The 25,910-nt window shown below is 40.4% G+C and carries 25 protein-coding genes; 18 read left to right on the top strand and 7 right to left on the bottom strand.

Annotated elements, in window-relative coordinates; translation table 11 throughout:
• From N5852_RS00160 to N5852_RS00180, 5 genes are all read left to right on the top strand, one after another.
• On the top strand, positions 1-942 hold the full coding sequence (locus N5852_RS00160) for a tagatose kinase (protein ID WP_262098316.1): 942 nt from the start codon (positions 1-3) through the stop codon (positions 940-942).
• A gap of 48 nt (positions 943-990) precedes the next feature.
• A complete protein-coding gene (locus tag N5852_RS00165) occupies positions 991-2,271 on the top strand; it encodes a D-tagatose-bisphosphate aldolase, class II, non-catalytic subunit (protein ID WP_262098317.1) in 1,281 nt (426 codons plus the stop codon).
• A gap of 175 nt (positions 2,272-2,446) precedes the next feature.
• Positions 2,447-3,496 (top strand): LacI family DNA-binding transcriptional regulator, encoded by a 1,050-nt coding sequence (locus tag N5852_RS00170; protein ID WP_262099784.1) that lies wholly within the window; start codon positions 2,447-2,449, stop codon positions 3,494-3,496.
• A gap of 352 nt (positions 3,497-3,848) precedes the next feature.
• Complete coding sequence (locus N5852_RS00175; protein ID WP_262098318.1) at positions 3,849-4,007, top strand: hypothetical protein; 159 nt, start codon at positions 3,849-3,851, stop codon at positions 4,005-4,007.
• Positions 4,008-4,070: 63 nt separating this feature from the next.
• The gene (locus N5852_RS00180) at positions 4,071-4,523 is read left to right on the top strand and encodes an SH3 domain-containing protein (RefSeq protein ID WP_262098194.1); all 453 of its coding nucleotides are present in this window, start codon (positions 4,071-4,073) and stop codon (positions 4,521-4,523) included.
• A gap of 81 nt (positions 4,524-4,604) precedes the next feature.
• Here N5852_RS00180 and N5852_RS00185 read toward each other — a convergent pair whose 3' ends face one another.
• Positions 4,605-5,354: a class I SAM-dependent methyltransferase gene (locus N5852_RS00185; RefSeq protein ID WP_262098319.1), complete on the bottom strand. Its 750-nt coding sequence runs from the start codon at positions 5,352-5,354 to the stop codon at positions 4,605-4,607.
• Positions 5,355-5,408: 54 nt separating this feature from the next.
• Positions 5,409-5,699, bottom strand: a complete 291-nt coding sequence (locus tag N5852_RS00190; RefSeq protein ID WP_262098320.1) for a hypothetical protein — start codon at positions 5,697-5,699, stop codon at positions 5,409-5,411.
• Positions 5,700-5,988: 289 nt separating this feature from the next.
• Between N5852_RS00190 and N5852_RS00195 the strand changes: the two genes are divergently transcribed.
• On the top strand, positions 5,989-6,945 hold the full coding sequence (locus N5852_RS00195; RefSeq protein WP_262098321.1) for an aldo/keto reductase: 957 nt from the start codon (positions 5,989-5,991) through the stop codon (positions 6,943-6,945).
• 217 nt (positions 6,946-7,162) lie between these two features.
• On the top strand, positions 7,163-7,453 hold the full coding sequence (locus N5852_RS00200; RefSeq protein ID WP_262098322.1) for a YggT family protein: 291 nt from the start codon (positions 7,163-7,165) through the stop codon (positions 7,451-7,453).
• A 131-nt stretch (positions 7,454-7,584) separates the two neighbouring features.
• Here N5852_RS00200 and N5852_RS00205 read toward each other — a convergent pair whose 3' ends face one another.
• Together N5852_RS00205 and N5852_RS00210 are read right to left on the bottom strand one after the other, a co-directional pair.
• Positions 7,585-8,385, bottom strand: a complete 801-nt coding sequence (locus tag N5852_RS00205; RefSeq protein WP_262099785.1) for an inositol monophosphatase family protein — start codon at positions 8,383-8,385, stop codon at positions 7,585-7,587.
• A 210-nt stretch (positions 8,386-8,595) separates the two neighbouring features.
• On the bottom strand, positions 8,596-9,216 hold the full coding sequence (locus N5852_RS00210) for a J domain-containing protein (protein WP_262098323.1): 621 nt from the start codon (positions 9,214-9,216) through the stop codon (positions 8,596-8,598).
• Between the two features lie 281 nt (positions 9,217-9,497).
• Between N5852_RS00210 and N5852_RS00215 the strand changes: the two genes are divergently transcribed.
• From N5852_RS00215 to N5852_RS00240, 6 genes are all read left to right on the top strand, one after another.
• Positions 9,498-9,782 (top strand): BolA family protein, encoded by a 285-nt coding sequence (locus tag N5852_RS00215; protein WP_262098325.1) that lies wholly within the window; start codon positions 9,498-9,500, stop codon positions 9,780-9,782.
• Between the two features lie 305 nt (positions 9,783-10,087).
• Entirely contained in the window at positions 10,088-11,458 is a 1,371-nt protein-coding gene (locus N5852_RS00220; RefSeq protein WP_262098326.1) for a sensor histidine kinase, read from the top strand.
• Between the two features lie 400 nt (positions 11,459-11,858).
• Positions 11,859-13,121, top strand: coding sequence for a methionine adenosyltransferase (gene metK / locus N5852_RS00225; RefSeq protein WP_262098327.1), 1,263 nt, complete (start codon positions 11,859-11,861; stop codon positions 13,119-13,121).
• Positions 13,121-13,834, top strand: coding sequence for a tRNA (guanine(46)-N(7))-methyltransferase TrmB (locus tag N5852_RS00230; protein WP_262098328.1), 714 nt, complete (start codon positions 13,121-13,123; stop codon positions 13,832-13,834). Before metK ends, N5852_RS00230 begins: the two co-directional genes overlap by 1 nt.
• A gap of 145 nt (positions 13,835-13,979) precedes the next feature.
• A complete protein-coding gene (locus tag N5852_RS00235) occupies positions 13,980-14,777 on the top strand; it encodes a pyrroline-5-carboxylate reductase (RefSeq protein WP_262098329.1) in 798 nt (265 codons plus the stop codon).
• Positions 14,778-14,853: 76 nt separating this feature from the next.
• Entirely contained in the window at positions 14,854-15,441 is a 588-nt protein-coding gene (locus tag N5852_RS00240) for a cysteine hydrolase family protein (RefSeq protein ID WP_262098331.1), read from the top strand.
• A 34-nt stretch (positions 15,442-15,475) separates the two neighbouring features.
• Here N5852_RS00240 and N5852_RS00245 read toward each other — a convergent pair whose 3' ends face one another.
• On the bottom strand, positions 15,476-17,191 hold the full coding sequence (locus N5852_RS00245; protein WP_262098332.1) for an ATP-binding cassette domain-containing protein: 1,716 nt from the start codon (positions 17,189-17,191) through the stop codon (positions 15,476-15,478).
• 385 nt (positions 17,192-17,576) lie between these two features.
• On the opposite strand from N5852_RS00245, the gene tolB reads away from it, so the two are divergent.
• Positions 17,577-18,899: a Tol-Pal system beta propeller repeat protein TolB gene (gene tolB, locus N5852_RS00250; RefSeq protein ID WP_410004221.1), complete on the top strand. Its 1,323-nt coding sequence runs from the start codon at positions 17,577-17,579 to the stop codon at positions 18,897-18,899.
• A 73-nt stretch (positions 18,900-18,972) separates the two neighbouring features.
• Here the strand turns inward: tolB and N5852_RS00255 are convergent, their stop codons facing one another.
• Positions 18,973-20,385, bottom strand: a complete 1,413-nt coding sequence (locus tag N5852_RS00255; protein ID WP_262098333.1) for a phosphomannomutase — start codon at positions 20,383-20,385, stop codon at positions 18,973-18,975.
• A 442-nt stretch (positions 20,386-20,827) separates the two neighbouring features.
• Here N5852_RS00255 and N5852_RS00260 point away from each other — a divergent pair, with 442 nt between their 5' ends.
• The 4 genes from N5852_RS00260 to N5852_RS00275 all read left to right on the top strand — a co-directional run bounded on the left by N5852_RS00260 (position 20,828) and on the right by N5852_RS00275 (position 24,805).
• Positions 20,828-21,661, top strand: coding sequence for a ferredoxin--NADP reductase (locus N5852_RS00260; RefSeq protein ID WP_262098334.1), 834 nt, complete (start codon positions 20,828-20,830; stop codon positions 21,659-21,661).
• A gap of 232 nt (positions 21,662-21,893) precedes the next feature.
• On the top strand, positions 21,894-22,790 hold the full coding sequence (locus N5852_RS00265; RefSeq protein WP_262098335.1) for a DMT family transporter: 897 nt from the start codon (positions 21,894-21,896) through the stop codon (positions 22,788-22,790).
• A gap of 52 nt (positions 22,791-22,842) precedes the next feature.
• Entirely contained in the window at positions 22,843-23,610 is a 768-nt protein-coding gene (locus tag N5852_RS00270; RefSeq protein WP_262098336.1) for a M48 family metallopeptidase, read from the top strand.
• A gap of 391 nt (positions 23,611-24,001) precedes the next feature.
• The gene (locus N5852_RS00275; protein WP_262098337.1) at positions 24,002-24,805 is read left to right on the top strand and encodes an outer membrane protein; all 804 of its coding nucleotides are present in this window, start codon (positions 24,002-24,004) and stop codon (positions 24,803-24,805) included.
• Positions 24,806-25,443: 638 nt separating this feature from the next.
• Here the strand turns inward: N5852_RS00275 and N5852_RS00280 are convergent.
• Entirely contained in the window at positions 25,444-25,602 is a 159-nt protein-coding gene (locus N5852_RS00280) for a hypothetical protein (RefSeq protein WP_262098338.1), read from the bottom strand.
• Positions 25,603-25,910: the final 308 nt, after the last annotated feature.

Genomic DNA, 25,910 nt, shown 5'->3' on the forward strand with positions numbered 1-25,910 from the left:
ATGGGTAAGGTTTTAACCATCGGCGAAATTTTAGTCGAGATTGTTGCCACCACCAAAGGTGATGGATTTTTAGATGCACAGCCGCTTATTGGACCATTTCCATCGGGTGCACCAGCTATTTTTATCGATCAAGTTGGCAAATTGGATACACCATGCGCGATTATTTCTCGTGTTGGAGATGATGATTTTGGCCGCGTCAATATCGATCGATTAAAAGCTGATGGCGTTGATGTTTCGGCTATTGAGATTGCCCAAGGTGAGTCAACCGGTAGTGCTTTTGTGCGCTATCGCGAGGATGGCAGTCGCGCTTTTGTTTATAATATCCGCTATAGTGCATGTGGCACTTTAAACACCACTCAAAGCGCTAAGGATATGATTAAGGATTGCGATCATCTTCATGTTATGGGGTCGGCTTTTTCAGCGCCCGAACTTGGCACTATGGTTATTGAAGCTGCAAAGGCAATAAAACAAAAGGGGGGCACAATTTCCTTTGATCCCAATTTGCGCCCTGAATTATTGAATACCCCCGGTCTTAAACAATCTTGCGAATTTATCTTATCTATCACTGATCTTTTTATGCCGTCAGGCGAGGAAATTTTCTTATTTGAAAATGCTGGCAATGAAGAAGAAGCGATCAATCATTTATTGGCGCGTGGCATTAAAACCATTGTGGTGAAGCGTGGCGACCAAGGGGCGAGCCTTTATGAAAATGGCAAGCGGTTTGACGCGCAAGCTTTTAAGGTTGAGGAAAAAGATCCAACTGGCGCAGGTGATTGTTTTGGCGGGGCATTTTTGAGTTTTTGGCTCAAAAATACCGATCCGCAACAAGCGCTTGATTTTGCCAATGCTGCTGGTGCGCGTGCGGTTAGCGAAATTGGCCCTATGGAGGGAACGTCAACCCTTGCCGATCTTGAGCGCTTTATTGCACAAAAAGCACTTTGATCATTTGGACAAAAATTTGTTAAAACTGCACTCGTAAAAGGATATTCTATGACTAAAAATCCTCTGCAATCTATTTCAAATTGGCGTCAGCAATCGGGGCCATCTGGCATACCGTCTATTTGCACAGCACACCCCATGGTTATTGAGGCGGCAATGCGTGCAACCATGCCAACGCCGTTGCCACTATTGATTGAAGCAACCTGCAATCAAGTTAATCAAGATGGTGGCTATACTGGCATGACACCACAAGATTATAAAAAATTCGTGCGAGATATTGCCCAAAACTGCAACTTTCCAGTTGAGCGTTTAATCTTTGGTGGTGATCACCTTGGACCTAATCCGTGGAAAAATTTAACCGCAGAAGAAGCTATGGATAAAGCTGAAGTCATGATCCGCGCTTATTCAGCTGCTGGTTTTACCAAGTTGCATTTGGATTGTTCCATGGGCTGCCTTAACGAACCTTTAGCACTTGATGATAATATTATTGCATTGCGTGCCGCACGACTTGCCAAGGCTGCGGAAGAAGCAAGAGCTGAGGGCTCAATTGCCCCTGTTTACATTATTGGGACTGAAGTGCCAGTGCCTGGTGGTGCTTTAGAAGAGATTGAAGGGCTTGAAGTAACGAACAAGGATGCCGCCCTTACAACCTATGATATTCATAAGCAGGCATTTATAGCCCATGGCTTAGAAGATGCTTTTTCACGGGTCATCGGCCTTGTTGTGCAGCCCGGCGTTGAGTTTGGCAATCACAATGTCATTGATTATGATCCGCAAGCTGCAGTCACTCTTTGTTCAGCATTGCCGCTTATGCCGAATATTGTATTTGAGGCGCATTCAACTGATTATCAAACCCGCGCCGCTTTAACGGCTTTAGTTAATGATGGATTTGGCATTTTAAAAGTTGGCCCCGGCCTTACTTTTGTTATGCGTGAAACTCTATATGGTCTTGATATGATTGCCGAAGAGCTTTTTGCAGGGCGGCGTCAAAAGACTTTACGCCAGACTATGGAAGAGGTGATGCTCGGCTCCCCTGCCAATTGGGATCGCTATTATCACGGTGATCAACATGAATTGGCCTTGCAGCGCCACTTTTCTTATAGCGACCGTATCCGCTATTATTGGCCTGATGAAAAAGCTAATCGTGCGGTTGCAGAACTCTTGGAGTTATTTGACAATGTCACATTGCCAGAAACTCTTATCGGGCAATATCTTGGCGGCCTTTATCATGATGTGCGTAGCCAACGCCTGCCAGCTAATGCCAAGGCTTTGGTGTTTGCAAGCATTGAAAAAGCAATTAATGATTATATTGCTGCTTGCTGGCAAGCTTAAATAGCATAAAATTAAGGACATTGTCTGGCTTTGTTTAAAGGAATAGTGAAAGCCAGACATGTTTTTTTAAGATTAAAACGCCTGAAGGTATTTGCATAAAAATAAAAGATAACGCTTTTTGTTGGGTAAAAGATTAAAAATGAAAAAGATAAATTCGATACCTGAAATTCGTACAATGGAAGAGTTTGCTAGCCATATCGGATTATCACGCCCAACAGTATCGAAATATTTTAATGATCCAACATCGATTAGAAATTCAACGCGCGTACTCATTGAAAACGCTTTAACGGAATTTGATTTTCGCCCTAATCTATTTGCGGTTAACTTAAAGCGCCGGCGCACTAAAATTTTAGGCGTTATTATTCCAGATACGCTTGATCCATTTTATATGGAGCTTACCCGCAAAATTGAAGAAATTGCCGAAAAAAATGGCTATTTTGCGGTTGTCTTGAGCTCGCAAGGGCAAGTATCAAGACAATCTGATGCGATTGAACGATTGCAATCCATGCATATTGCTGGTGCAATCATTGCACCAATAGCCCATTCGGCAAGCCAAGATAAATTAAACTCTTTAGCTGATCGCATTCCCCTTGTTTATGTGGATAGTAAGGAAGAAAGTGATGTACCCTTTGTTGGTACTGATAACCGCCAAAGCTTTGGTCTTATCATTGATTATTTATGCCGATCAGGGGAACCACCATGCTTTTTGGGTATGCCGGGGGTGAATGCTAATTCAATATCACGCCGTGATGCTTATGAAGAAGCGATGATACGCAACGGTTTTAAACCTCTTATATTGCCGGTTGATAACTCAAATAGCTGGGAATTTGAAAAATTTGGTTATGAGCAAACAATAAAAAATGTAAAAAACGGCCTACCAACCAATACAATATTATGTGCTAATGATCGCATTGCTTTTGGCGCTTTGCATGCTGCATGGGAAATGGGCATTAAGGTGGGGCATGGTTTACCGAGCAGCGAATTACGCATTGCTGGCCATGATGACCATCCGCTTGCGCGATATACATCACCACCCCTTACAACCGTTGCACAAGATTATGCGCTGATTGCACAAATTGCCATGCAAAAACTTATGGATTTGTTTGATACTGAAGATTGGCAAGAACCATCTAAGCTAAAAGAACACGCCAAGCGTAAAGATCAATTAAAGCAAAAAGACCAAACATTGCTTAAAGCAAGCCTTATGCTTAGACGATCGGCTTAAAACGGTGGTCTAGCCAATGCGAATTACAAACTAATTTTTACTTTTGATGAAAATTTTAACCAAGCTATTCGTCATTTCGATGCTCTGGCAACACGTGCTTTAGATTTAAAGCAATTTGCGATACTTGAGAGTAATGAGTTTTTAAATATTGAAGTTTAGCGCGCCGTGTCAATAATATTGCCTTAGTACCATCATTGGGTGTTGTGGTTCTACAAAAGAAAAATTTTTAAAATTAATATTATTGTTTCTTATCAATACCTTATAATAAAAATAAAAAAATATTTACTTTTTGTAAACTTTTTTTTGGAACCTTTTGCCGGCTAAGCCGTTATGATTGCAAGAACGCTGACAAATGGCAAAAAAGCCAACCTTAACTAAAAAGGCAGCTCAAACAATTAACCAAACAACCCTGGAAGAATTTAATAAACGGAAGCCAAAAGCCTTTCCCGTTAACGATCTAACCTTGTCAAAATTTAAAGCATTTAAGCGCGAAACGAGTTTTCGCGAATAAAGAAGCTTTGTTTAAATTCATGGGTTTGAGCGGTTCTTCCATAAAAATTTAAGGATAAAGATCATGAACCGTTTTGCAAAATCAATCATCGCTGCTTCAACTCTAGCAATCGCAGTTATTAGCGGCGCACTTTGCGCACAAGCAACCACAATTTCAGCCCCTGCTTTATCATTGCATAATGCACCTGCATCAAGTGCAGCTGTAACAAGCAATATTGCTAAGGGGACACAAGTTAATGTTGGTGTTTGTAATTCAGCTTGGTGCTATGTAACTGCTGGCAACCAAAAAGGTTGGGTTGAAACCAACAAGCTTTCAGGCCAATTGGCTGCAGCAAATAGCCAAGCTCGCTCAATGAGTGCTGGTGGTGCAACTGGTAGTGCTGGCGCAACAGGTGGCCGCACTGCTTCTGCTGGCTTAAACATTTCAATCACTATTGTGCCTGAACAATCAGAAGCAAAAGCTGCTAATCACAATCGCATCAATGTTGCTAAAATTGCACCACAACATTTGCGTTAAGAATTTCACCAATCCCCGTTAGCTATAATCAAGCTAACCACTTGGCCTATCTGATTTCATGATCGATCAGATAGGTCTTTTTTATTGTTTTAAATGCTGTTCTCCCCGTGTCAATGTTTGGGGGGTAAAAACAGGTGAAAATATTCGGCGTGAATTACGTTTTAATAGTGGTATGCCTTGATTAAATTGTTTTGTTGCCTCAAGAACGAGAACTCCGCCGAAATAAGGAAAAAAACGCTTTTGCATTTTTTCAAATAGCACGGAAAAACGGCGAATATTTAAATTTTTCTGCGGTAAAAAATGCAATGTTTCGCTAAGTGATTGACAGGTAAAACCGGCATTGGTCACAATTTGATTTAATTGACCACGACTATAGGGTTCACCAGAACCAAAGGGCGTTGCATCAGAACCTGCCCAAAAGCCACGCCGGTTTGGTGCAATGATGATAAGCTTGCCATTGGGAGCTAAAACCCGCCATAATTCACGTAAGGTTTCGGTGGCGTTTTCAGTCTGCTCTAGGGCATGCACAAGAATGATCCTATCAAGACATCCGTCAGCAAGGGGCAAATCTTCTTCAAAGACTAAAGCTGTTGCAACATTTTGGCTTTCTGGCCAAGTTGAAGCGCCTTGCCGTGCTGGCATAAAGGCAAAACAGCAATCACATTTCAGGCGAAAAGGGGCCAGATAAGGAACGCAATAACCAAGCCCCATAATCCGTTCATCATTACGGATTGGAATATGCGGTTGCAGGGCGTATTTTAAGTTTTGCTGCACCTTTTTACCTAAAGGCGATTCATAAAACATCTGCAAAGAGTGAATATCAAGATACATTGCGTGCCAACCCTTTGCGCGAAAATGAAATTTGGATTGCTTTTTTAAAAACTGCTATTGCCAACAGCCTATTTGTTTACCCCGCAAATTATGAGCATCGAGATCGACAAGGAGACGCTGGTCTTTTTCCAGTAAATAATACCGCGTACTATTTTTAATCTCAAGCTTTTGCCATCCACCGCATTGTGTTGGCATCGAGGGCTGCGAAAAAGCAATTTTTTCGCTCCACGCTGTAGCTTTAGCAGTACAACCACACAAAAATGGCAGCCCTATTATCGGTAATAGTGCCAAAACGCTTCTATTTTTGGTTCGGTTTTGATGCACAATTTTCAAAAAAGACAACATAAATCCCCCATAAATTGCCAAATCTCATTTAAATAACGATAGTGTTATTGGTAAGTTATTTTATAATGATTAGATATTACTCGCTGTATGGCTTAAAGCATAGCAAAAAATATGCGTCTATTCATATATGGGTTTTTGACATAAATTAATGAATTGATTTACCATAAATATTTGCTAGGCTTTTGATGCAGCGTTTGTCTTAGTTTAAATGGTTTTTGCCAGATAATAACAAAAATCATACGAAATTTCCTATAAGCTTGTTAAACAATTTTTATGTAAGGAACAAATTATGGAATACCGTGCATTAGGAAAAACTGGGTTTAACATTGCGCCTTTAGTTTTTGGTGCTAATGTTTTTGGCTGGACTGTTGATGAAAAACACTCTTTTAATTTACTTGATGCTTTTATTGATGCAGGCTTAAATGCAATCGATACAGCAGATGCCTATTCAACTTGGGCACCGGGCAATAAGGGCGGTGAATCCGAAACCATCATCGGCAAGTGGCTTAAGCAACATCCCGAAAAGCGCGAAAAAGTTGTTATTATTACCAAAGTCGGTTCGGATATGTTGGAGCCTGGTAAAAAAGGGCTATCGGCGCGTTGGATAAAACAAGCGGCTGAAGATTCTTTAAGGCGCTTACAATGTGAAACAATTGATGTCTATTTATCCCATTGGCCAGATCCAGCAACCAGCCATGAAGAAACATTACGTGCCTATGAAGACCTTATCAAATCTGGTAAAGTGCGTGCCATTGGTTGCTCGAATTATGATGCAAAACTTTTGAAAAGCGCGCTGGATACAGCAAAATCCTTGAACTTACCAACTTATCAGGTGGTTGAACCTGAATATAATCTTTATGATCGCAGCGGTTTTGAAGGCGAACTTGCCAATCTTTGTAGCCAAGAAGATTTGGGTGTCATCACCTATTTTAGTCTTGCATCTGGTTTTCTTTCAGGCAAATATCGCAGCCCCAAGGATGTTGAGGGCAAAGCGCGCCAACGCATGGTTGAAAAATATGTAAATGAACGTGGACTGCATATTCTTGATGTGCTGGACACCGTATCAAAAGCACATAATGCGACCAATGCTGAAGTGGCACTTGCGTGGATTATTGCACAAAAGACAGTGACGGCACCTATTGCGAGCGCTACCAGCCTTGAGCAATTGGCAAGTCTTGTCAAAGCCACCTCACTCAAATTGAGTGATAACGATATAGCACAATTGACCAATGCCAGTGAGTATTAACCCAATAGGCATATAATTTAAGAGTTTTAGGCAAATCCATCCGCTTAGATTGGATTTGCCTTTTAATTTATACGCAAGGCTCCTTTTAAGGTCTTGCCGAAATTGGATTTAGTCACTAAATCTAGCGATCACAATAGTTTCGCAAAAATGCGACCGAATACGAAAACTAAAGCATATCGGCAATTTCCATTAAAGTGCTTTAGTCTAGGAGAGATGAATGATTGCCTTTTTTTCGACTATAAGTTATATATTAGACTTTGTTTGGCTGCTCATTATAGGCAGAATAATTTTTTCTTGGCTTTTTGCGATGAATATTATTAATCCGCGCAATCAGATCTTCGGTGTAATTGGTAATTTTCTTTATACGGCAACCGAACCTTTGCTGGCGCCGATTAGGCGTATTTTGCCGGATCTTGGGCCTATCGATATTTCACCAATTGTTATCTTTTTTATAATCTTTTTTTTACAAGAATTGATTGCAAGGTCTCTTGTACCAATGTTTGTTTAAAAAATTGGTCTAATAATCGCGCTAGATAATCCCCAAAAAATTAGAAGATAAAGCCGTTTTAGTTTTAAAAAACCTAAAACGGCTTTATTTATTTTGCATATTTGACCAAGCAGCCTCTGGTGCCAAAAACTTTAAAAACTGGCAATTTTTTTCAATTGATCATAATTATGAGGCGCGGCAACAAGAACTGGATGCCCTTTTTTAAGATTTTCACGATCGGTTGGGAACGGCATAATCTTGCCACCAGCCTCTTGCACAAGACAAAATCCTGCCGCACAATCCCATAAATGCATATAGGGTTCAACATAGCCTACAAGACGGCCTGCCGCGACATAGGCAATCATCAATGCGCCTGACGCATTACGATAAAAATTGCTACCAGCGGCTAAAAGATTTTGTAAAATATCAATCTTGCGCTCTGTCGAAATATGATGATTACAGCCAAAGCCCGTAAGTCCATTAGCAATAGTATTATGTTCGGTCACCCCAATTGGTTTTTCATTTAAAAAGGCACCATCACCGATCATTGCGCGATAAAGCTCGCTTTTACACGGTACATAAATAACGCCAATTGCTGGTTTGCCCTGATATAAAACCGCGATGGAAACACACCAATCACCAATTCCTGCTAAAAAAGGTGCTGTGCCATCTATAGGATCGATTACCCAAAGGAATTCTGATTGATGGTCGCTAATGCCACTTTCTTCGCCCAAAAATGCATCTTCGGGAAAATGTCGATAAATTGCATCCTGAATATGTTTTTCAACATTGCGATCAGCCATTGAAACCAAATCTTGCGGATTTTGCTTGGTTTCAATAATTAATTGATCACGATTATTGAAATAATCTAAGGCGAGGTTGCCAGCGCTTTTTGCCAATTGCAGCGCAAGAGCATAGCGCTCATGCAATAATTTTTCTGAATTTTTGGCCAAATTCTCATTGCTCGCCATGATCATAATATATCCGAGTTTTAAATGAATAATGTCTGTCTATTTAGTGCAATTTTATGACACAACCGTGACAGCTCCTTAGCAAAGCCTGTTTCTACCGCCAATTTTACCGATAAAAAAATCAAGCCTATGTTTTAAGCATAGCCTTGATTGAATATTTTTATGAATTTTTACCAAAACAGTTTGCAAAACTTAGCAAAATCCTGCTTGTTTAAGCTGGTTATAGGCTTGCAAAACTGCGCGGAAACGCTCCTCAGAACTACGATCGCCGCCATTTGCATCAGGATGGTGCCGTTTGATCAAAATCTTATATTGCGATTTGATTTCATCACTGCTTGCCATTTCTTTTAGCTCTAATGTGGCAAAAGCTCTTGCTTCCAGCACTTTCAATTTACGTTTAGGCGCCGCTTCAACACGCTTTTCATTAATCAGCCCATAAGGGTTACGTAAGCGCTTTTGCGAAACAGCGGAGCCTGAACGAATGCTGGAAAATTCCTGCGAGGTTTTAGTGGCTGTAGTGCGGTTAGAGCCTATTTTCCTTGTCGGGCGGTGGCCGGTTGCAGCATCCTTTTGGAACTTAGCAATTTCCGCGTCGCTAAGGTCGGAAAAATAATTAAAATTTTTATTATATTCTCGTACATGGTCAATACAAAAATGTAAAAATTGCCCTTCACGGCCACGACCAGCAGGTGCACGATGGGGGCCTGGCTTTTCACAGCCTTCCCATTGGCATTTCATTGTTTCAGGCTCGGCTTTTGCCTTTTTGCCTGAACTAATGCGTATAGAGTCAAAGAATTTTGAATTAATTGCCATGATATTTAGGTCATTCCGAATGGATTATAGTGTAATAATGTTTGACAATTGAATGAAATCGCACCAAACTTTATACAAGGCAAACTAATGCCCTTTCAAGAAAACACGATCAAACAATGATTTTGTCCTTTTTAATAAAAGATACTACGCTATATATGGGGTTTAAATTAAACTTTTAAACTTAATTAAACTGAAAGCGTTGCAGTTTCATATTTGGATTGGCGATTTTAACCAATTATAAAAAAACTGCAATAGCTACGATATGGTTTGGGAAAATAATTATGTCCAGCACGATTAAAGAAATAATGGAAAAAAAATTGCGCGCCGTTTTTACGCCTCAGCATTTAGAAGTTATCAATGAAAGTGCATTACATGCTGGTCATAGTCATGACGACGGTAGCTCTTTTGATGGTGAAGGTGAAACACATTTTAGAATAAAAATTACTTCAAGTGAATTTGTCGGCATGAAACGGGTAGAGCAACATCGTGCCATTAACGATGTATTAAAAGACGAGCTCGCTGATAAAGTTCATGCTCTTGCAATTGAGGCGCAAGCAACACCATAAACGCTACTTAACAGCGAACTATTTTTACGTGCTTTAGACCACAATCGTTTTGCTCCTTAACGAGAAATGCCAAACCTCATTTTAAATAATAAGTTTTGCCCCTAAGCTATGGAACTTCGATGCATATTCATGCGTTATCATCGCTTAAGTGGTTGCGAGATTAATATCTGATATCAAAGTAGTTAATAATAAAGTTTTATTTGTAATTCTTTGATTTGAATTATTGTAGTTTTTGATATAAATGAATTATATTTGATCGCGATTGCTTAAATGAGATAGTTAATCATTAATATGTTGGAATATATATGGAACGCGCAGCTAGAACCCAATGGCGTGATAGGCTTATTCTTGAAAATGCTTTAGATTATGCCATATTAACCACTGATATGAATGGAATTATTGATAGTTGGAGTGCTGGCGCGCATAATTTATTTGGTTGGCGCGAAGAAGAAATTATAGGCAAATCGTTAGACACGCTTTTCACGCATGAAGATCAAGTTGATGGATTGCCAGCCAAGCGGCGCGAAATGGCCCGTCAACACCGGCTGGATCCAGTTGAGCGCTGGCATTTACGCAAAGATGGCAGTAAATTTTGGGCATCGGGCGATTTGCAATTATTCCAAGATGAAAATGCCGCACCTTGGGGGTTTTTGAAAATTGTCCGGGATAGAACCAGCGAGCGGCAACATCAAGAGGCACTCCGCTTAAGTGAGGAACGTGCCCATCTTGCGCAGGAGGCCGGTGGCATTGGGTCTTTTTCCATTGATGTGGATCGAGGTATTATTCTTGCTACACCCAAATTTATGGAACTATTAGGACTTGAAATTAAGCCAGAACTTGCAATTGAAGAATTTTTAGATGTAATCGTTACCGATGTTTCTTATATTGCCAGCCAGATGCTTAATCCGCCAGATGATAATTTAGTATCGCTGGAAATTCAAATTCAACGCAGTGACAATAATGAAAGGCGTTGGATTGCTTTTCGCGCAGAAAAAGCACCAACTGATATTGGTGAAATGCAAGGGCATCGCCCGATCCTTGGCGTTATTCAAGATGTAACTGCAAGGCGGCTTGCCCAAGATAAAAGAGAAATGTTAGCGCAGGAATTAGCCCATCGGGTTAAAAATACCTTGGCTATGGTGCAAAGTATTTGCAATCAAAGCTTAAATAATGCCACGAACATTGAAGAAGCACGCCATATTTTAACTGCACGCATAAAAGCTCTTGCTGATGCACAAGATATATTAATCCATGGAGCTTCCTCCAGTATTAATTTGCATGAGATTATTGTCAATTGTCTTGAGGGCAATATTGGCCTAACCAATCGCTTTACCTGTAATGGCCCCAAAGCTGCTCTTGATAGTGAGGCGGCGCTTTCCATGTCGTTGGCATTGCATGAATTTGCAACCAATGCAGTAAAATATGGTGCTTTATCGATTGAACAAGGACGAGTGGAAATTACATGGGATTTTGATGATGGCAGATTTCATTTTGCATGGCACGAAATTGGTGGGCCTGAAATTACTAAACAACCAACCCGCAAAGGCTTTGGGGCAAAATTAGTGGAACGCTTATTGCCCGCAAGCTTGAACGGTGAAGCAAAACTTGATTATGCGCCAAATGGTTTTAGCTATCACCTTAGCGCCCCAATTAGTGATTTGATTAAACCACTTTAAGCCAATCCATGCGTCATTTACAGATTATATTACTTTGACTATTATTTAAAATTTTGGCTTAATAAAAGATGCTATGTCTTGTTATAATTTATAGTGATTTATAGATTGCCTCTCAACATTTCGCTTATTATTTTTAACTGGTCTTTTATTGGATTAGGTTTAAAATTATGTAGTTTTTGTTGGGATATTGGAAAACAACATTGACGACACTAAATATTGTTGGCACAAACAGCAAATAGCAAAAATATGTGGCAAAAAATGCGGCATATGTTATTAAATGTTTAAGTTTTTACTAAACTATCCATTGTCACTAGCACTAGTTACCATAAAGTGTCACCATCAGTGTCATTGCAAAGTTTAGGATTAAATTGCAAATATTATCTTTCTAGAGGGGTTTCCCGTGCACCGTCATTCTTATCTTTTTACTAGTGAATCCGTTTCAGAAGGCCATCCTGATAAGGTTTGTGACCGTATTTCTGATGAAATTGTTGACATGATTTATAAAGAAGCGCGAAAAACTAGCACCGATCCGTGGAGTGTTCGTATTGCATGTGAAACCATGGCAACCACTAACCGTGTTATCATTGCAGGCGAAGTTCGCGTACCTGATACATTTTTGAAAAAAGATAAGCAGGGCAATTTAGTTGCTGATGAGCAAGGCAATCCGCAAATCAATCCATCGCGTTTTCGTGCGGCGGCGCGCCGTGCCATTAAAGAAATTGGCTATGAGCAAGAGGGTTTTCATTGGAAAACCTGCCGTATTGATGTGCTACTCCATTCGCAATCAGCTGATATTGCCCAAGGTGTTGATAATGCGGCTGACCGTCAAGGTGAAGAAGGTGCTGGCGACCAAGGTATTATGTTTGGTTATGCTTGCCGCGAAACCGAAGATTTAATGCCAGCACCCATTTATTATGCCCATAAAATTTTGGAAGAAATTGCCACTGCCCGCCATAAGGGCGATGGCGAAGCTAGACTATTGGGGCCAGATGCTAAAAGTCAGGTAACGGTGCGCTATATTGATGGCAAACCAACAGAGGTAGTTTCAATCGTCCTATCGACTCAACATCTTGATGCCAATTGGGATTCAAAAAAGGTGCGTGAAGTGGTTGAACCCTACATTCGCAGCGCTTTACATGACATTAAAATTTCTGACAATTGCAATTGGTATATTAATCCAACGGGTAAATTTGTTATTGGCGGGCCTGACGGCGATGCTGGCCTTACGGGTCGCAAGATTATTGTTGATACTTATGGCGGGGCAGCCCCTCATGGCGGGGGTGCTTTTTCTGGTAAGGATACCACCAAAGTTGACCGTTCTGCTGCCTATGCCGCACGCTATCTTGCTAAGAATGTCGTTGCTGCTGGTCTATCTGACCGTTGCACTATCCAGATTTCATATGCGATTGGCGTTGCCCAGCCGCTTTCAATTTATGTTGACCTTCACGAAACGGGCAAGGTTTCCGAGGCGCAGGTTGAAGCAGCAATTCGCGCGGTGATGGATCTTAGCCCAACCGGTATTCGTAAACATCTTGATCTTAATCGTCCCATCTATGCCAAAACTTCAGCCTATGGGCATTTTGGACGTAAACCTGGCCGCGATGGTTCATTTTCTTGGGAAAAAACCGATCTTGGCAAGGCATTAAAGGCAGCAATTCAGTAATGCAATCGGATAAAACACCACATAGAACCCGTATGAGCGAGGCTTTTTATGGCCGCCGTCAAGGCAAGCCCCTACGGGACAATCAAATTAAGCGGCAAACAGATCTTTTGCCGCAGCTATTGGTAAACCTTGAGCAACCAGCGCCACAATCGCTAAAAGAATTATTTGCAAAGCCAGTTGAAGCTGTACGCCTTGAAATTGGTTTTGGTGGCGGCGAGCATTTATTGCATGAGGCTGGTCGTTTCCCTAATACCGGCTTTATTGGGGTGGAGCCGTTCGTCAACGGCATGGCAAAGCTATTAGCAGGTCTTGATGAATTGCCCGATTTGCAGTCCTCATTACGCCTTTATAATGATGACGCAACCGCACTGCTTGACTGGCTGCCTGACCAATCACTTGATGGCATTGATTTATTTTATCCAGATCCTTGGCCTAAGAAAAAACATTGGAAGCGCCGTTTTGTGAATGAGAAAAATTTGCAGCGTTTTGCCCGTGTTTTAAAAAAGGGCGCATTGTTTCGTTTTGCAAGTGATATTGATACCTATATTAATTGGACATTATTACATTGCCGCGAGCATGGTGGTTTTGAATGGGTAGCGGATAATGCCAGTGATTGGCATACACCCTATGAGGCTTGGCCCGGCACACGCTATGAAGCAAAGGCGATACGTGAAAACCGTACACCAGCATATTTGACATTTAAACATATTTAAAAGGGGCAATTCTGCCCCTTTACTTTTTTAATACTAAAAATACATTAGAGTCAGGCCCTAGATAGCAGTTTTGCCATTCGATAGATGATAAGCCTTTTCATAATATTGGCTTAATCATATTGAGTTTATAAGGTGGAGGCGACAGATGAATATTGGTTTTTTAGGCACTGGCACGATTTCTGATGCCATTATCCGCGGCCTTGCTAAATCGGATATTACCAAATCAAGCATTGATAAATCTAAAGGGGCGGTTAAATCAATCATTGTGTCACCACGCTCGCAATCTATATCCGCTAGACTTGCCACAGATTTTCCAAGCCTTGTGCATGTGGCATGTGACAATCAAGCGGTGATAGACCAATCGGATATTATTTTTATTGCTTTACGGGTGCAAGACGCGCAAGACTTGCTTAAACAATTACAATTTAAACCGCAGCAAAAACTTGTTAGCTTTATTGCAACCGCGTCAATTGATGATATTGCCGCTTGGAGTGGGCATAAGGGTGCCATTCTTCGCGCGGTGCCGTTACCATTCGTAGTGGATCATCAAAGCGCCACGCCAATATTTCCAAAAGATCAGGAAGTTGAAGGAATTTTTGCCAAGATTGGTGGCGCACTCAGCCTTGCCAATGAAGAAGAATTGAAAATTTTCATGATTGCAGGCTCACTTATGGGCAGCTATTATCGTTTTGCTGGCAGTGCAAATCAATGGTTGATTGATCAGGGCATTAATGAAAATATTTCAACGCAATTTATCAGTAAATTATTTGCAAGCCTAGCCCATGAAGCGCAATCACGGCAACAAATTGACTATAAACAACTGGAAATTGACCATTCCACTAAGGGTGGCACCAATGAGTTGGTCGCCAAGACCTTTACCGATAATGGTGGCATTGATGCGCTTATTAAAGGACTAGATAGCGCGCTTGAAAAAATGCAGTAACTTAAAATTTTATTTATTTTTATATAAATTTGCGAATTAGATATCTATAAATAGTTAGAAGATAAAGAAGGCAGCTATGGAAAACAAAGTTATTGATCCTAAAAAGACCGCTTTAATCTTGATGGATTTCCAAAATTTTATTTTAGAGAATTTTATTTCGCCAGAGCAAGCGGCACATGTAACGACAAATGCTGCAAAGCTACTTCAATGGGCACGCCAAGCCGGTGTTTTGGTTATCCATGTTAATGTTAGTTTTCGCCAAGGTTATCCTGAAATCAGTTCACGCAATGTTATGTTTGGTGATATTAAAGCCAATAAGCGAGTTATTCCCGGCAGTGACGAGATGATGATCTACGCGCCGCTTGCGCCACAAAATAACGAACCTATTGTTGGCAAACATCGCATTAGCGCATTTTCAGGTAGTGATTTTGATATGATTTTGCGGGCCAATAATATTGAAGAACTGGTGCTTGCTGGCGTTGCAACTTCGCATGTTGTTTTATCTACCTTTAACCAAGCCTTTGATCTTGATTATGGCTTGACGGTAATTGAAGATGCTTGCACCGATGGCGATCTTGATATGCATGATATTTTAATCAAAAAGCATTTCCCAAGACATGCAATGGTAATTTCTACGCAAGATTTTATAACTAGACTAGACTGAGTATTTTAAAATACTCAGCAATGTTTAAGTAAGTTTAACCAATTTTATTGCCTAGGTGGTGTATCACTTTTTCGTAATTATCTTTCATAACGTCACCGATTAAACCATCTACAATCAATTTACCTTTTTCCATAACAATGATGCGATCAAAACGATAAAGATTTTGTAGATCATGAGTTGCAACGATAAGACCATTTTCACCAACATATTCAAATATTGTATCCCAGACAGGACCAGCCAAGGCAGGATCCAATGAGGATGTCGGTTCATCAAACAAATTGAAAATACCAGGATTACGCAATAGCCTTAATAGCGTTAGCCGCCTTGCTTCGCCACCAGATATATTTTTTGCACCCTCGCTTAAATGGCGATTACTATCGGTTAGAAAGTGATTTAACCGCAATTGATGGAATGCCATCGAAAGATGACTAGCATTTTGTCCAAAGAATACCGCATGATGAATATTGCCTTCAAGAAATTGCGCTTGTTGAGGATTATAGCGAATAAAGGATAAATGCTGATCATCGCTATATTGGCTGATTGCTTTATCATTAAGAAATAAACGGGAATTTATATTTGTATCAAGACCAGCCAAGGCTTCCAATAATGTTGTTTTCCCTGAACCGCTTTCGCCAATAATCGCGACCTTTTCACCACATTTAAAGCATAAGTCCTGATCTATGGTGATAGGCGCGCCATCAAAGTTAGAGATAATTCCATGATTTAATCTAAGGCTGGTTATTTTTTCAACAATGTCGCTATTCTCTAAGCCTTTACGAGTAAAGTCTGGCTCATTTAACAATTTTGCTAAATATTGTCGATCTGAGGAAAATTGGTCTGCAAAGCGATAGGCATCCCCAATTTGGCTAACAGTCGTAAAAAGTAATGTTAGAGCTGAAAAAACAATGACAAGATCACCTGCGCTCATACGCGGCGTTGTCGATGCTTGATCTAATACTGCAGACAAAAGCATAAAGCCGGTAGCAAGGGCAATGCTAAGCGATTGATTTAAAGTTAAAAATGAACCCGAAAAGGCCGCTTTGACCGAAGATGTGACATAGCGGTTAAAAGCATTTTCAAGCGGCTTTGCGGCGCTTAGAGTTGCTCTTTCAAGCTTTACGGTTTTTGCAGCACCAAAAAGTGTTGCCAATTCGCCAACTAAACTATCTTCACAATCATTGACATCATCAATGTGAGCACGACGCCAAACAATAATATAATGGGTGATGATGACATATATAACGCAACCAATAAGCGTAAAAAACAATATCTTGATACCACCAACTACAGTAACAAGCCCTATCATTATAAACAATTGAATGATCAATGGTAAAATAGTGATAATAACATAATATAACAATTTTTCATGGGCCGCTATGCCTCTTTCAAAGCCTTTGATTAATAGACCAAGCCGTGTTGTATTAAATAATGAAAATTCCTTACCAAGCAAAGCATGTGTCCAATTAACCGATGCATCTCGCACCGCCATTTGTACAAATTTCGTAAGCACCACAGCCTGCAAAGGGGTAAGGAATACCTGCACTAAAGCCGCAAAAGCAAAGAGCAAAAGCCAAATATATTGTGCAGCGACATTAAAACCTATCGGATTAGTAATGGCATCAACAATTTTTCCCAATATAATAGGTGGCAAGATCAATGCAGCCTTACCCATACACACAATAGTAAGAAGTAGGAGAAATAATCCTAAACGCTTTTTAATCATTGGGATTAAAAATATATAATTCGACATTCCTCCTCCCTTTATACAATATTTTTCTTATTGTTGCCCCGATCATAGATTGGACTATTAAATTTGCAAACTGGTTTGTTTAATTAATTAAATTATCTATTTAAATGTTACGATATTACCTTATATGTAAGGCAAAATTTATAGCTAGCGTTTTTAAATTACAGTTTGAAGTGCATTTGTTTTATTTTTCGCAATAGCTTCTTCTCATTTCAAAAGCCACATTTATAGAGTATATATGCTTTTATTATAATTCGCCTTTTGTGTTGTTTTTTTCAAAAAGAAAATGCACCAAATAATCAAAAAAATTTTGTGCCATTAAACAAACAAAAAGATATTATTGATATAGCTAACAAAACTATTTTTTCTTGAAAGGTTCGGTTCGAACATGTTTCGTCTTACACGACATTCCCTGTTTATCGTTTGTTTGATGTTTGGCACGCTGGTAGCATTGATTAGACCGGGCCAAGCGCAGCTTGTTGTGGATGTAACGGCTAACCAGTTTAAGCCGATTCCCATTGCAATCACTGATTTTTTATCGGGCGACCAAACAGGTGCAGAAATTAGCCAAATCATTGCAGCCGATCTTGACCGTTCAGGTCTTTTTCAGCCGCTTGATCAAACGGCATTTTTAGAACGCATTACCAATCCTGATGCGATTCCTCGTTATAATGATTGGCAACAGATAGGTGCGCAAGGTCTTGTTACCGGCCGTGTTACCACCCAGCCCAATGGCCAATTGCGTGTGGACTTCCGCCTTTGGGATGTATTCAAACAAGATCAGCTAGAGGGGCGGTATTTTATATCCTCGGTTGTAACAACAGCATCAAAACGCCGCATTGCCCACCAGATTGCTGACATTATTTATGAAAAAATGACTGGTGAAAGCGGCTATTTTGACACACGTATCGTGTTTATTGATGAAACAGGACCACGTAATAAACGCGTTAAACGTCTTGCTATTATGGATCAAGATGGCGCTAATGTCAGCTATTTATCTACCGGACAAGAGCTCGTTTTAACACCGCGCTTTTCGCCAACTCAGCAAGAAATTACCTATATGGCCTATGGCAGAGATAATATGCCAAGGGTCTATTTGCAGCAAATTGAAAGCGGACAAAGAGAGCCAGTTCCTTTTAGCAATATGACCATTGCACCACGTTTTGCACCCGATGGACAAAAGGTTGTCATGAGTCTTTTGCAAGATAATGGTAGTTCCAATCTTTATGTCATGGATTTGCGCTCACATATGACAACGCGCCTTACGTCAACCTTGGCGATTGATACTTCGGCATCTTACTCGCCCGATGGTAGCAAGATTGTTTTTGGTTCTGACCGTTCTGGAAAGCCAAAACTTTATGTGATGAATGCTGATGGCAGCGATCAAAAACCGATTTCTTTTGGTGATGGTAGCTATTCAACCCCTGTTTGGTCGCCACGCGGCGATTATATTGCTTTTACTAAGCAATTGCAGGGGCAATTTTCCATCGGTGTTATGCGTCCTGATGGTACTGATGAGCGTATATTGACCAGTGGCTTCCATAATGAAGGCCCTACTTGGTCGCCAAATGGTCGTGTAATCATGTTCTTCCGTCAAGATCAGGGCAGAGGTGCAAAGCTTTACACAATCGATGTTTCTGGCCGCAATGAACGTCAATTACCAACCCCAAATGACGCATCTGACCCAGCTTGGTCGCCTTTGTTAAAATAATTAACAAAGCAAATGCAAAAATAAAAAGGCACAGAGTAATCTGTGCCTTTTTATTTGCGTAACATTTTTATCCTTATGATAATTCTGCCAATGCGCATTCTAAGCCTTCTGCAACCAGTTGGTCGGCACGCTGCTGGCTTGCCGCTTCACTATAGCAACGCAGTTCCGGCGCATTGCCAGAAGCACGAAAATGAATAATCTCGCCATTTTGCAAAATAACCCGCAAACCATCAATTGCATCCCAGCTTTTAACTGTGCCAAAGGGTTTAAAAAAGCGAATACGTTCAATTCCGTTGGAAAGAAGGACAAGAAATTTTTCGGTTTTTTCACTTGGCACACCTTGCACACGGCTGCTAGAGGTAAAGCGCAATGGCAATTCCTCACAAAGCGCATTAATCGGCAAATTATTCATTTGTGCTAGACCTAGAACACAAAGAATCGGCAATAATGCATCGCGGGTTGGCAATGCCGGTAAAACACCATTTTCTAATGCCGCATCACTGCCAAGCAATACACCGCCATTAGCCTCAAAACCAACAATCATTGATGAGCCATCTTGTTCAGCCTCATTCATATCGGCAATTACATAGGGCGAACCAACTTTACTGCGGTAAACATGAGAAAACCAGTTAGAGGTTTCTACGAGTGATGTTGAAGTGACCGGTGTCACCACCGCATCGGCATTTAAAAATTTTGCCGTCAGCATGCCAAGAATATCACCACGCAAGAAATTACCATCACCATCGGCAAGCAATGGTCGGTCACCATCGCCATCGGTGGAAATAAGCGCATCAAGATCATACTCCTTGGCGGCTTTTTTGGCTATATCACGGTCTTCTTGGCGCAAGGCTTCTGTATCAACTGGGATAAAATATTCAGCGCGATGCAGCGGAATTACCTCCGCTCCAAGCTCGGCGATAATATCCACCATAATATCACGGGCAACCGAGCTATGTTGATAAACGCCAATGCGCATTGATGAAAGGCTAGCAAAGGGAAGAACCGAAAAAGCCCGTTGGCGGTAGCGATCAAGCGCCGTAAGCGAGCTATAGGGTAAAATTTCAAAATCATCATAGGGAGCATGTAGAGGTAAACAATTTAAAATTCCCTGTTCATCAACCTTGGTGATTTCACCATCGGGCCGATAGAATTTCAAACCATTGCGATCTTCAGGAATATGACTACCTGTCACCATTATGGCCGGGCTTTGCTCATAAAGAGCGGATAATGCCAGCGCTGGGGTTGGCAATCGACCATAATTTTTGACTTTATAGCCCTCTGCAATAGCAGCCGCCATCACCGCATTAGCAATACGTTGGCTGCTTTGTCGCAAGTCACGGCCAACCAATAAGGTACCATCCTTATTTGAACAATCACATTTGCGCAAAAATCTTAAAAATGCAATTGTATAACGCTGGCAAATTTCATCATCAAGCTCCTCAACCAAGCCACGTAAACCGCTTGTACCAAATTTCAAATCGCTCATGATTTAGATCTACCCTAATTGGAATGAATGGATATGGTGCTTATGCTCAATTGTCATGCTGTTGCATTTTATTGATAAAATCAACAGCTACTTTTTCTCATGCATCACCATAAGACTGATAAAATTTTTAATCTATCAAACCAGTGTTTTGATTTTCCTTAAGCCTTACGATAAGCGCTGTTTTTTAAAGATTCGTAAAATCCATGACTTAGCTCAGAATTCTTCTAAACTTTTAGTCATAAAATACAGTTAAAAAGCCAAAAAAGTGCACTTTGAAATAGGATTGCTTAAATTTGAGCTAGAAGGATAAGTTTTTTATCTTTATATATCACACTATAAAATGGAAATGTTGGCAACTGCTCGTATATCTTCTATAAGGTGGATAGGCTATGTGCCAGATTGAATGAAGCTTTTGCTTTTATAAATTTTAAGGATATATCCCATGAATGCGCCGCTTGGTAATGTTGCTGAAGCCCTACAAGAAGAGGCTGCCCCATCTTTTCCTATTCCTGCCAATGTTTTTGCTGAAAAGGTGACAGAAGTTAAGCATTATACCGACCGCTTATTCAAATTTCGTATTACGCGGCCTGAAAGTTTCCGCTTCCGCTCAGGCGAATTCATTATGATAGGCTTGCCAAATGCTGAAAAACCTGTTTTTCGCGCATATTCTATTGCCAGCCCATTTTGGGACGAAGAAATTGAATTTTTCTCAATCAAGGTTCCTGGAGGCCCACTTACTGAGCATTTGCAAAAAATTAAAGTGGGTGACACGGTATTAATGCGCAAAAAGCCAACTGGTACTTTGGTGCTGGATGCGTTAATTCCTGGCAAGCGACTTTATCTTTTATCAACCGGTACCGGCGTTGCACCTTTTGCCAGCCTTATCCGTGATCCTGAAACCTATGAGAAATATGAAGAAGTGATTCTTATTCAGACAACCCGTGAATTAGCGGAGCTGGATTATGCCCGCGATTTGGTTAAACAAGTAAATGACGACCCACTCATTGGTGAATTCGCCAATCAATTGAAATTTTATCCTATGACCACCCGTGAGCAATCACCCCATATGGGCCGTATCACCGACACTATGCTTTCGGGACAATTTTTCAAAGATACTGGCTTGCCAGCGATTAACATAGAGGAAGACCGCGTGATGATTTGCGGCTCAATGGCAATGCTTAAGGATTGCGCGGCGATGTGCGAAACATTTGGTCTGGTGGAAGGTGCTAATAATGCACCAGCGACTTATGTGGTTGAGCGGGCTTTTGTCGATTAATCCAAAGTTTTAATATTTAAAGAACCAATGAAAAGACATCCCAAATGCCAACAGCTATAAGCCTTTGGGATGTATTGACACTGTCATCTAGCAGCCTATTTGCGATATTCATCCTTATATTGTAGTTAAGCATTTGCGTAATAGTAATATTGACGCAAACCATACAACAACAGCATTGGTGGTTTAAAGGTTAATCCTACTATTTGATATTTTCGGCAATTAGGTCAATGGCATGAATAAGACTGCACTTTTAAGCTTTATTTTTTTAGGCTTTATCTGGGGAACAAATTTTGTTTTTATAAAATGGGCATATCCCTATTTTGGTGCTGCACAAATAACTTTGCTCTGCGTTATTTTTGGATTTATCCCTGTTTTTTTCTATGCACTTTATAAAAAAGCGTTGCATGTTTCGCAATTGCGTTACTGCCACCATTTCATAATCATGGCATTATTGGTGATGGTCATTTATTATTTTGCTTATGCCGAAGGAGCGATACGCCTACCGGTCAGCACCGCTGGTCTTTTAAGTGGCACTGCACCACTTTTTACTTTTTTATGTGCCCTATTATTTTTAAAAGAGCAAAAAATCACTTGGCTTAATGCTTTTGCCATTTTCATTGGTTTTTGCGGTATTGCACTACTTGGTAATCCCTTTGCGCAAAGCGACTCCTTTGATATGATCGGCATTGGCTATATGATAATCGCGTCATTAAGCCTTGGCGTTTCCTTTGTATATGCACAAAAATTTCTGATGCCGCTCAATATTCCAATCATTGCATCAACGACCTATCAATTGGGGTTTGCAATTATTATCCTTTTGCCGTTCATTCCATTGAATAATATTGCCCCCATTTTTAACGATCCCAAAGCATGGATTGGCCTAATTATCGGTCTTGGTTTATTAAGTACAGGTGTAGCTTACGTCGCCTATTATTATATTGTTGAAAAATCTGGTGCAATTTTTGCCTCCAGTATCGTGTATGTACCACCGATTGTTGCTCTCGCTCTTGATATATTTGCATATCATCACAATGTTGGACTAAATAGCTATTTAGCAATTATTCTTGTACTGGCCGCGGTTGCACTGCTTGAGCTTGATTCATTTAAAAGCCGTGCGCAAGCTTTTTAGGATTATATCGCGCCAATTTCTTTTAATAAGATGCGCATTCTTTGCATAGTAAATGAAAAGCATGTTTTTTAAACGTAAAACCATTCAAGAAGCCTATAGCGATAATTTTGTTCTATCGGATAGGACTTTACCCTTAAAAGTTATAGCAAATAGCCGTGCTAAAAGATTGACCTTGCGCATTGAAAGTGGTGGCAAAGGCTTGAAGGTGACCGTGCCTCCACGCACCAGCAAAAAAGCAGTTGGCGAATTTTTAAACCGCTATAAGGGTTGGCTTGAGACGAAGCTCAACCATCTGCCACCACCAAGCCTTGATGAACCAATGCTTAAATCGGGGGTCAAGATTCCAATTTTTGGCAAACCCCACCGCATTTGTCATTTGGACGGGCGCGGCACAACAAGCTTGGTGACTGATAGCGAAGCCGACCCTCAAATTTTAGTTTATGGCGCAGAAAAGCATTTGCCAAGACGGCTAAAAGATTTTCTCATAAAACAAGCAGAATTGACGATCACGCCTTTGGTGGCAAAATATGCAACCGAAGTTGGGCGCAAACCAAAATCTATTCGTTTTAAAGATACAACGAGTCGTTGGGGATCATGTACTAGTGATGGGGCATTATCATTTTCATGGCGCATTATGATGGCGCCGCACAATGTCATTGATTATCTTGTTGCGCATGAAGTTTCTCATCTCATTGAAATGAATCACAGCAGTGATTTTTGGAACCTATGTGAAAAGCTTTGTCCCGAATCAAAAAAATGTCGAGCTTGGTTAAAACGCAATGGCCAAATGTTGCACGCAATTGATTTTGCTTCAAACTAACGACCTTTCTCGATAAAACCGATTTTATAGTCAGCGTTTGATAATATTTTTTCCTGCGCCGATAAATATTGCCAAAGGATATCCCCAGAGAAGAATCCGATAATTTCCGCAAATATTTTTATGATTCTTTGTAAAATTTAAAAGATTCGCGCTGATATGCAAAAAAATAAGGCATATTCGCCACGGTCGAGCATCGAAAATGGACGAAGAAAGGCGCAAATATGTCTAAAACAAGATCAGTTAACATTTTGTTTACTAAAGAATTTTTGCTTTTGTGCTTTTTCAGGCAAGTTTGTGCACATTTCTTTAGGTGTGGCTTTTTTACTACAGACATTTTCGTCAGAGCGACTATATTGAACCTAATTGCAGTCCTTTGCATGGAGAAATGAAAATGAAAATTAAGTATCTTTTAGCAGCATCAGCTGCAGCCCTTATCGCAGCAACAGCAGCAAACGCAGCTGACATCGTTCAGCCAGCTCCTTATGAGCCAGCTCCAGTTGTAACCGTTCCTACTTTTAGCTGGACCGGTGCATATGTTGGTGGTCAAATCGGTGGTTCATGGTCTGATTCAAATGTACGAACAGAACGTAACGTTGGCTTCCTACCACTAGGTTATACAAAAGGCACAAGCTGGAGCCCAGATGGTGATGGTTTTGTAGGCGGTCTATATGCTGGTTACAATTTTGAAGTTGGCAACAACGTAGTACTCGGTGCAGAAACCGATTTCGTATGGGGCGACGTAAAAGACAGCTATTCATCAATCGACCGTTATGCAGCTGATTCAGTATACAACTACAATACTGAAGGCAGCATCAAGCAAAAATGGGCCGGTGCAACTCGCGTTCGCGTAGGTTATGCAATGGATCGTTTTATGCCTTACGTAGCTGGTGGTGTTGCTTATACGAAAGTTGAGACTTCAGGTCAAAACTATTTGACAAGCGCAAATCCAGCAGCTCCTACAGTTCAAGCTGGTAGCGTTCTTGGTTACAATACTTCAAACACAATGACTGGTTGGACAATCGGCGCTGGTGTTGACTATGCTGTAACAGACAATGTTCTTGTACGTCTTGAATACCGCTATGCTGATTATGGTGATAAGACAAACACTTATACCCATACAAGCGGTCAAACATTCAAAGAAAAAGTTGACTACAAGTCAAACGACGTTCGCGTTGGTGTAGCTTACAAATTCTAATCTGAATTTGTTTCTAATAAAAAAGCCCCGAGTAAATGCTCGGGGCTTTTTTATTGCCTAATTTATGGCTTTAATATTTTTAGCGCAAATACCAACAATACATCTTTTCTCACGTATGATTATCAAAGATTATCTATAGTGAAATTTCCGCAACTAACTTGAATAACTTTATTGACAATGGCTTTGCCGATAATGCCCAATATTGAGCGTGATAAGGTCCTTTTCATTATTTTTTTATAAATTGTATCGTTTTTTTATAATATCTTCCCCATTTAATTCTTTTAACATATCGGTAAAAATTGGTGCCACATAACCAATCATATCCCAATTATTCATTGGTGTAACAAAGCTCGAAACTGATAAATCAGGATGACATAAGATATTCCCAAATGTTTTCGGGCGTAAATCTATAAGCAAGGATGCTTTATCATCCCCAGAGAGTGGCAGCAGAGTTTTAGGAAGTTGCGGCCCGATTTCATCATTATAGGGTTAGGGGCTATGATACCAATCTACTGCTCTTATAAAAAGCTTAGCCCATTGCACCAAAGACAAATTGATGTCAAGTTTGGATTCATAGAAATAATCAACTTTAAACCACCCACAATTATTGGTTGGGGCTGGAACAAGTGTTGAATATTTCAGCATAAACTCCACAAAATCGTCAGGCAGGCGGAGCCAACCATATGTTCAATTCTTTGTAATTGTTCTCGTGTAGTTGGTTGATAATAATCCAGGCCCGCAGCCTTTTTTTGTAACCAAGCGCGGTAAGCAATTGGATTTATTTCTTCAAGATTCATGAAATATTCCTCCCTTTTAAATCTGTTTTTAAATCAGATGAAATGCGAAATGAGTGGTCATATTTATGCTGCACTATCTATAGAATCAGCCTTGTCACCATTTTTTCATTTAAGGTAAATACGCAAAAAAGATCAGTTCGCTTGATCCTTAAACGAGGGTAATTAGCTAGGCAAAAACACCTAATAAGACTATTGTTTAAGCGATCAATAGATTGAAGTGCCAGCAAATTGTAGTGTCGTTTTCAGCACATAATATTGCAATAAAATCAATTAGCAATGTTAGAAAAAAACGATCACCGCCCTAATAA

The organism is Bartonella sp. HY328 (assembly GCF_025449335.1).
In the GTDB taxonomy this organism is placed as follows: domain Bacteria; phylum Pseudomonadota; class Alphaproteobacteria; order Rhizobiales; family Rhizobiaceae; genus HY038.

Coding starts and splice junctions, on each gene's coding strand:
- N5852_RS00165 (WP_262098317.1), top strand. CDS start 991: ATGACTAAAAATCCTCTGCAATCTATTTCAAATTGGCGTCAGCAATCG.
- N5852_RS00175 (WP_262098318.1), top strand. CDS start 3,849: ATGGCAAAAAAGCCAACCTTAACTAAAAAGGCAGCTCAAACAATTAAC.
- N5852_RS00280 (WP_262098338.1), bottom strand. CDS start 25,602: ATGAATCTTGAAGAAATAAATCCAATTGCTTACCGCGCTTGGTTACAA.
- N5852_RS00275 (WP_262098337.1), top strand. CDS start 24,002: ATGAAAATTAAGTATCTTTTAGCAGCATCAGCTGCAGCCCTTATCGCA.
- N5852_RS00270 (WP_262098336.1), top strand. CDS start 22,843: ATGAAAAGCATGTTTTTTAAACGTAAAACCATTCAAGAAGCCTATAGC.
- N5852_RS00170 (WP_262099784.1), top strand. CDS start 2,447: ATGGAAGAGTTTGCTAGCCATATCGGATTATCACGCCCAACAGTATCG.
- N5852_RS00240 (WP_262098331.1), top strand. CDS start 14,854: ATGGAAAACAAAGTTATTGATCCTAAAAAGACCGCTTTAATCTTGATG.
- N5852_RS00260 (WP_262098334.1), top strand. CDS start 20,828: ATGAATGCGCCGCTTGGTAATGTTGCTGAAGCCCTACAAGAAGAGGCT.
- N5852_RS00265 (WP_262098335.1), top strand. CDS start 21,894: ATGAATAAGACTGCACTTTTAAGCTTTATTTTTTTAGGCTTTATCTGG.
- N5852_RS00235 (WP_262098329.1), top strand. CDS start 13,980: ATGAATATTGGTTTTTTAGGCACTGGCACGATTTCTGATGCCATTATC.
- N5852_RS00215 (WP_262098325.1), top strand. CDS start 9,498: ATGTCCAGCACGATTAAAGAAATAATGGAAAAAAAATTGCGCGCCGTT.
- N5852_RS00195 (WP_262098321.1), top strand. CDS start 5,989: ATGGAATACCGTGCATTAGGAAAAACTGGGTTTAACATTGCGCCTTTA.
- N5852_RS00180 (WP_262098194.1), top strand. CDS start 4,071: ATGAACCGTTTTGCAAAATCAATCATCGCTGCTTCAACTCTAGCAATC.
- N5852_RS00255 (WP_262098333.1), bottom strand. CDS start 20,385: ATGAGCGATTTGAAATTTGGTACAAGCGGTTTACGTGGCTTGGTTGAG.
- N5852_RS00190 (WP_262098320.1), bottom strand. CDS start 5,699: ATGTTGTCTTTTTTGAAAATTGTGCATCAAAACCGAACCAAAAATAGA.
- N5852_RS00200 (WP_262098322.1), top strand. CDS start 7,163: ATGATTGCCTTTTTTTCGACTATAAGTTATATATTAGACTTTGTTTGG.
- N5852_RS00160 (WP_262098316.1), top strand. CDS start 1: ATGGGTAAGGTTTTAACCATCGGCGAAATTTTAGTCGAGATTGTTGCC.
- tolB (WP_410004221.1), top strand. CDS start 17,577: ATGTTTCGTCTTACACGACATTCCCTGTTTATCGTTTGTTTGATGTTT.
- N5852_RS00245 (WP_262098332.1), bottom strand. CDS start 17,191: ATGTCGAATTATATATTTTTAATCCCAATGATTAAAAAGCGTTTAGGA.
- N5852_RS00185 (WP_262098319.1), bottom strand. CDS start 5,354: ATGTATCTTGATATTCACTCTTTGCAGATGTTTTATGAATCGCCTTTA.
- N5852_RS00230 (WP_262098328.1), top strand. CDS start 13,121: ATGCAATCGGATAAAACACCACATAGAACCCGTATGAGCGAGGCTTTT.
- N5852_RS00210 (WP_262098323.1), bottom strand. CDS start 9,216: ATGGCAATTAATTCAAAATTCTTTGACTCTATACGCATTAGTTCAGGC.
- N5852_RS00220 (WP_262098326.1), top strand. CDS start 10,088: ATGGAACGCGCAGCTAGAACCCAATGGCGTGATAGGCTTATTCTTGAA.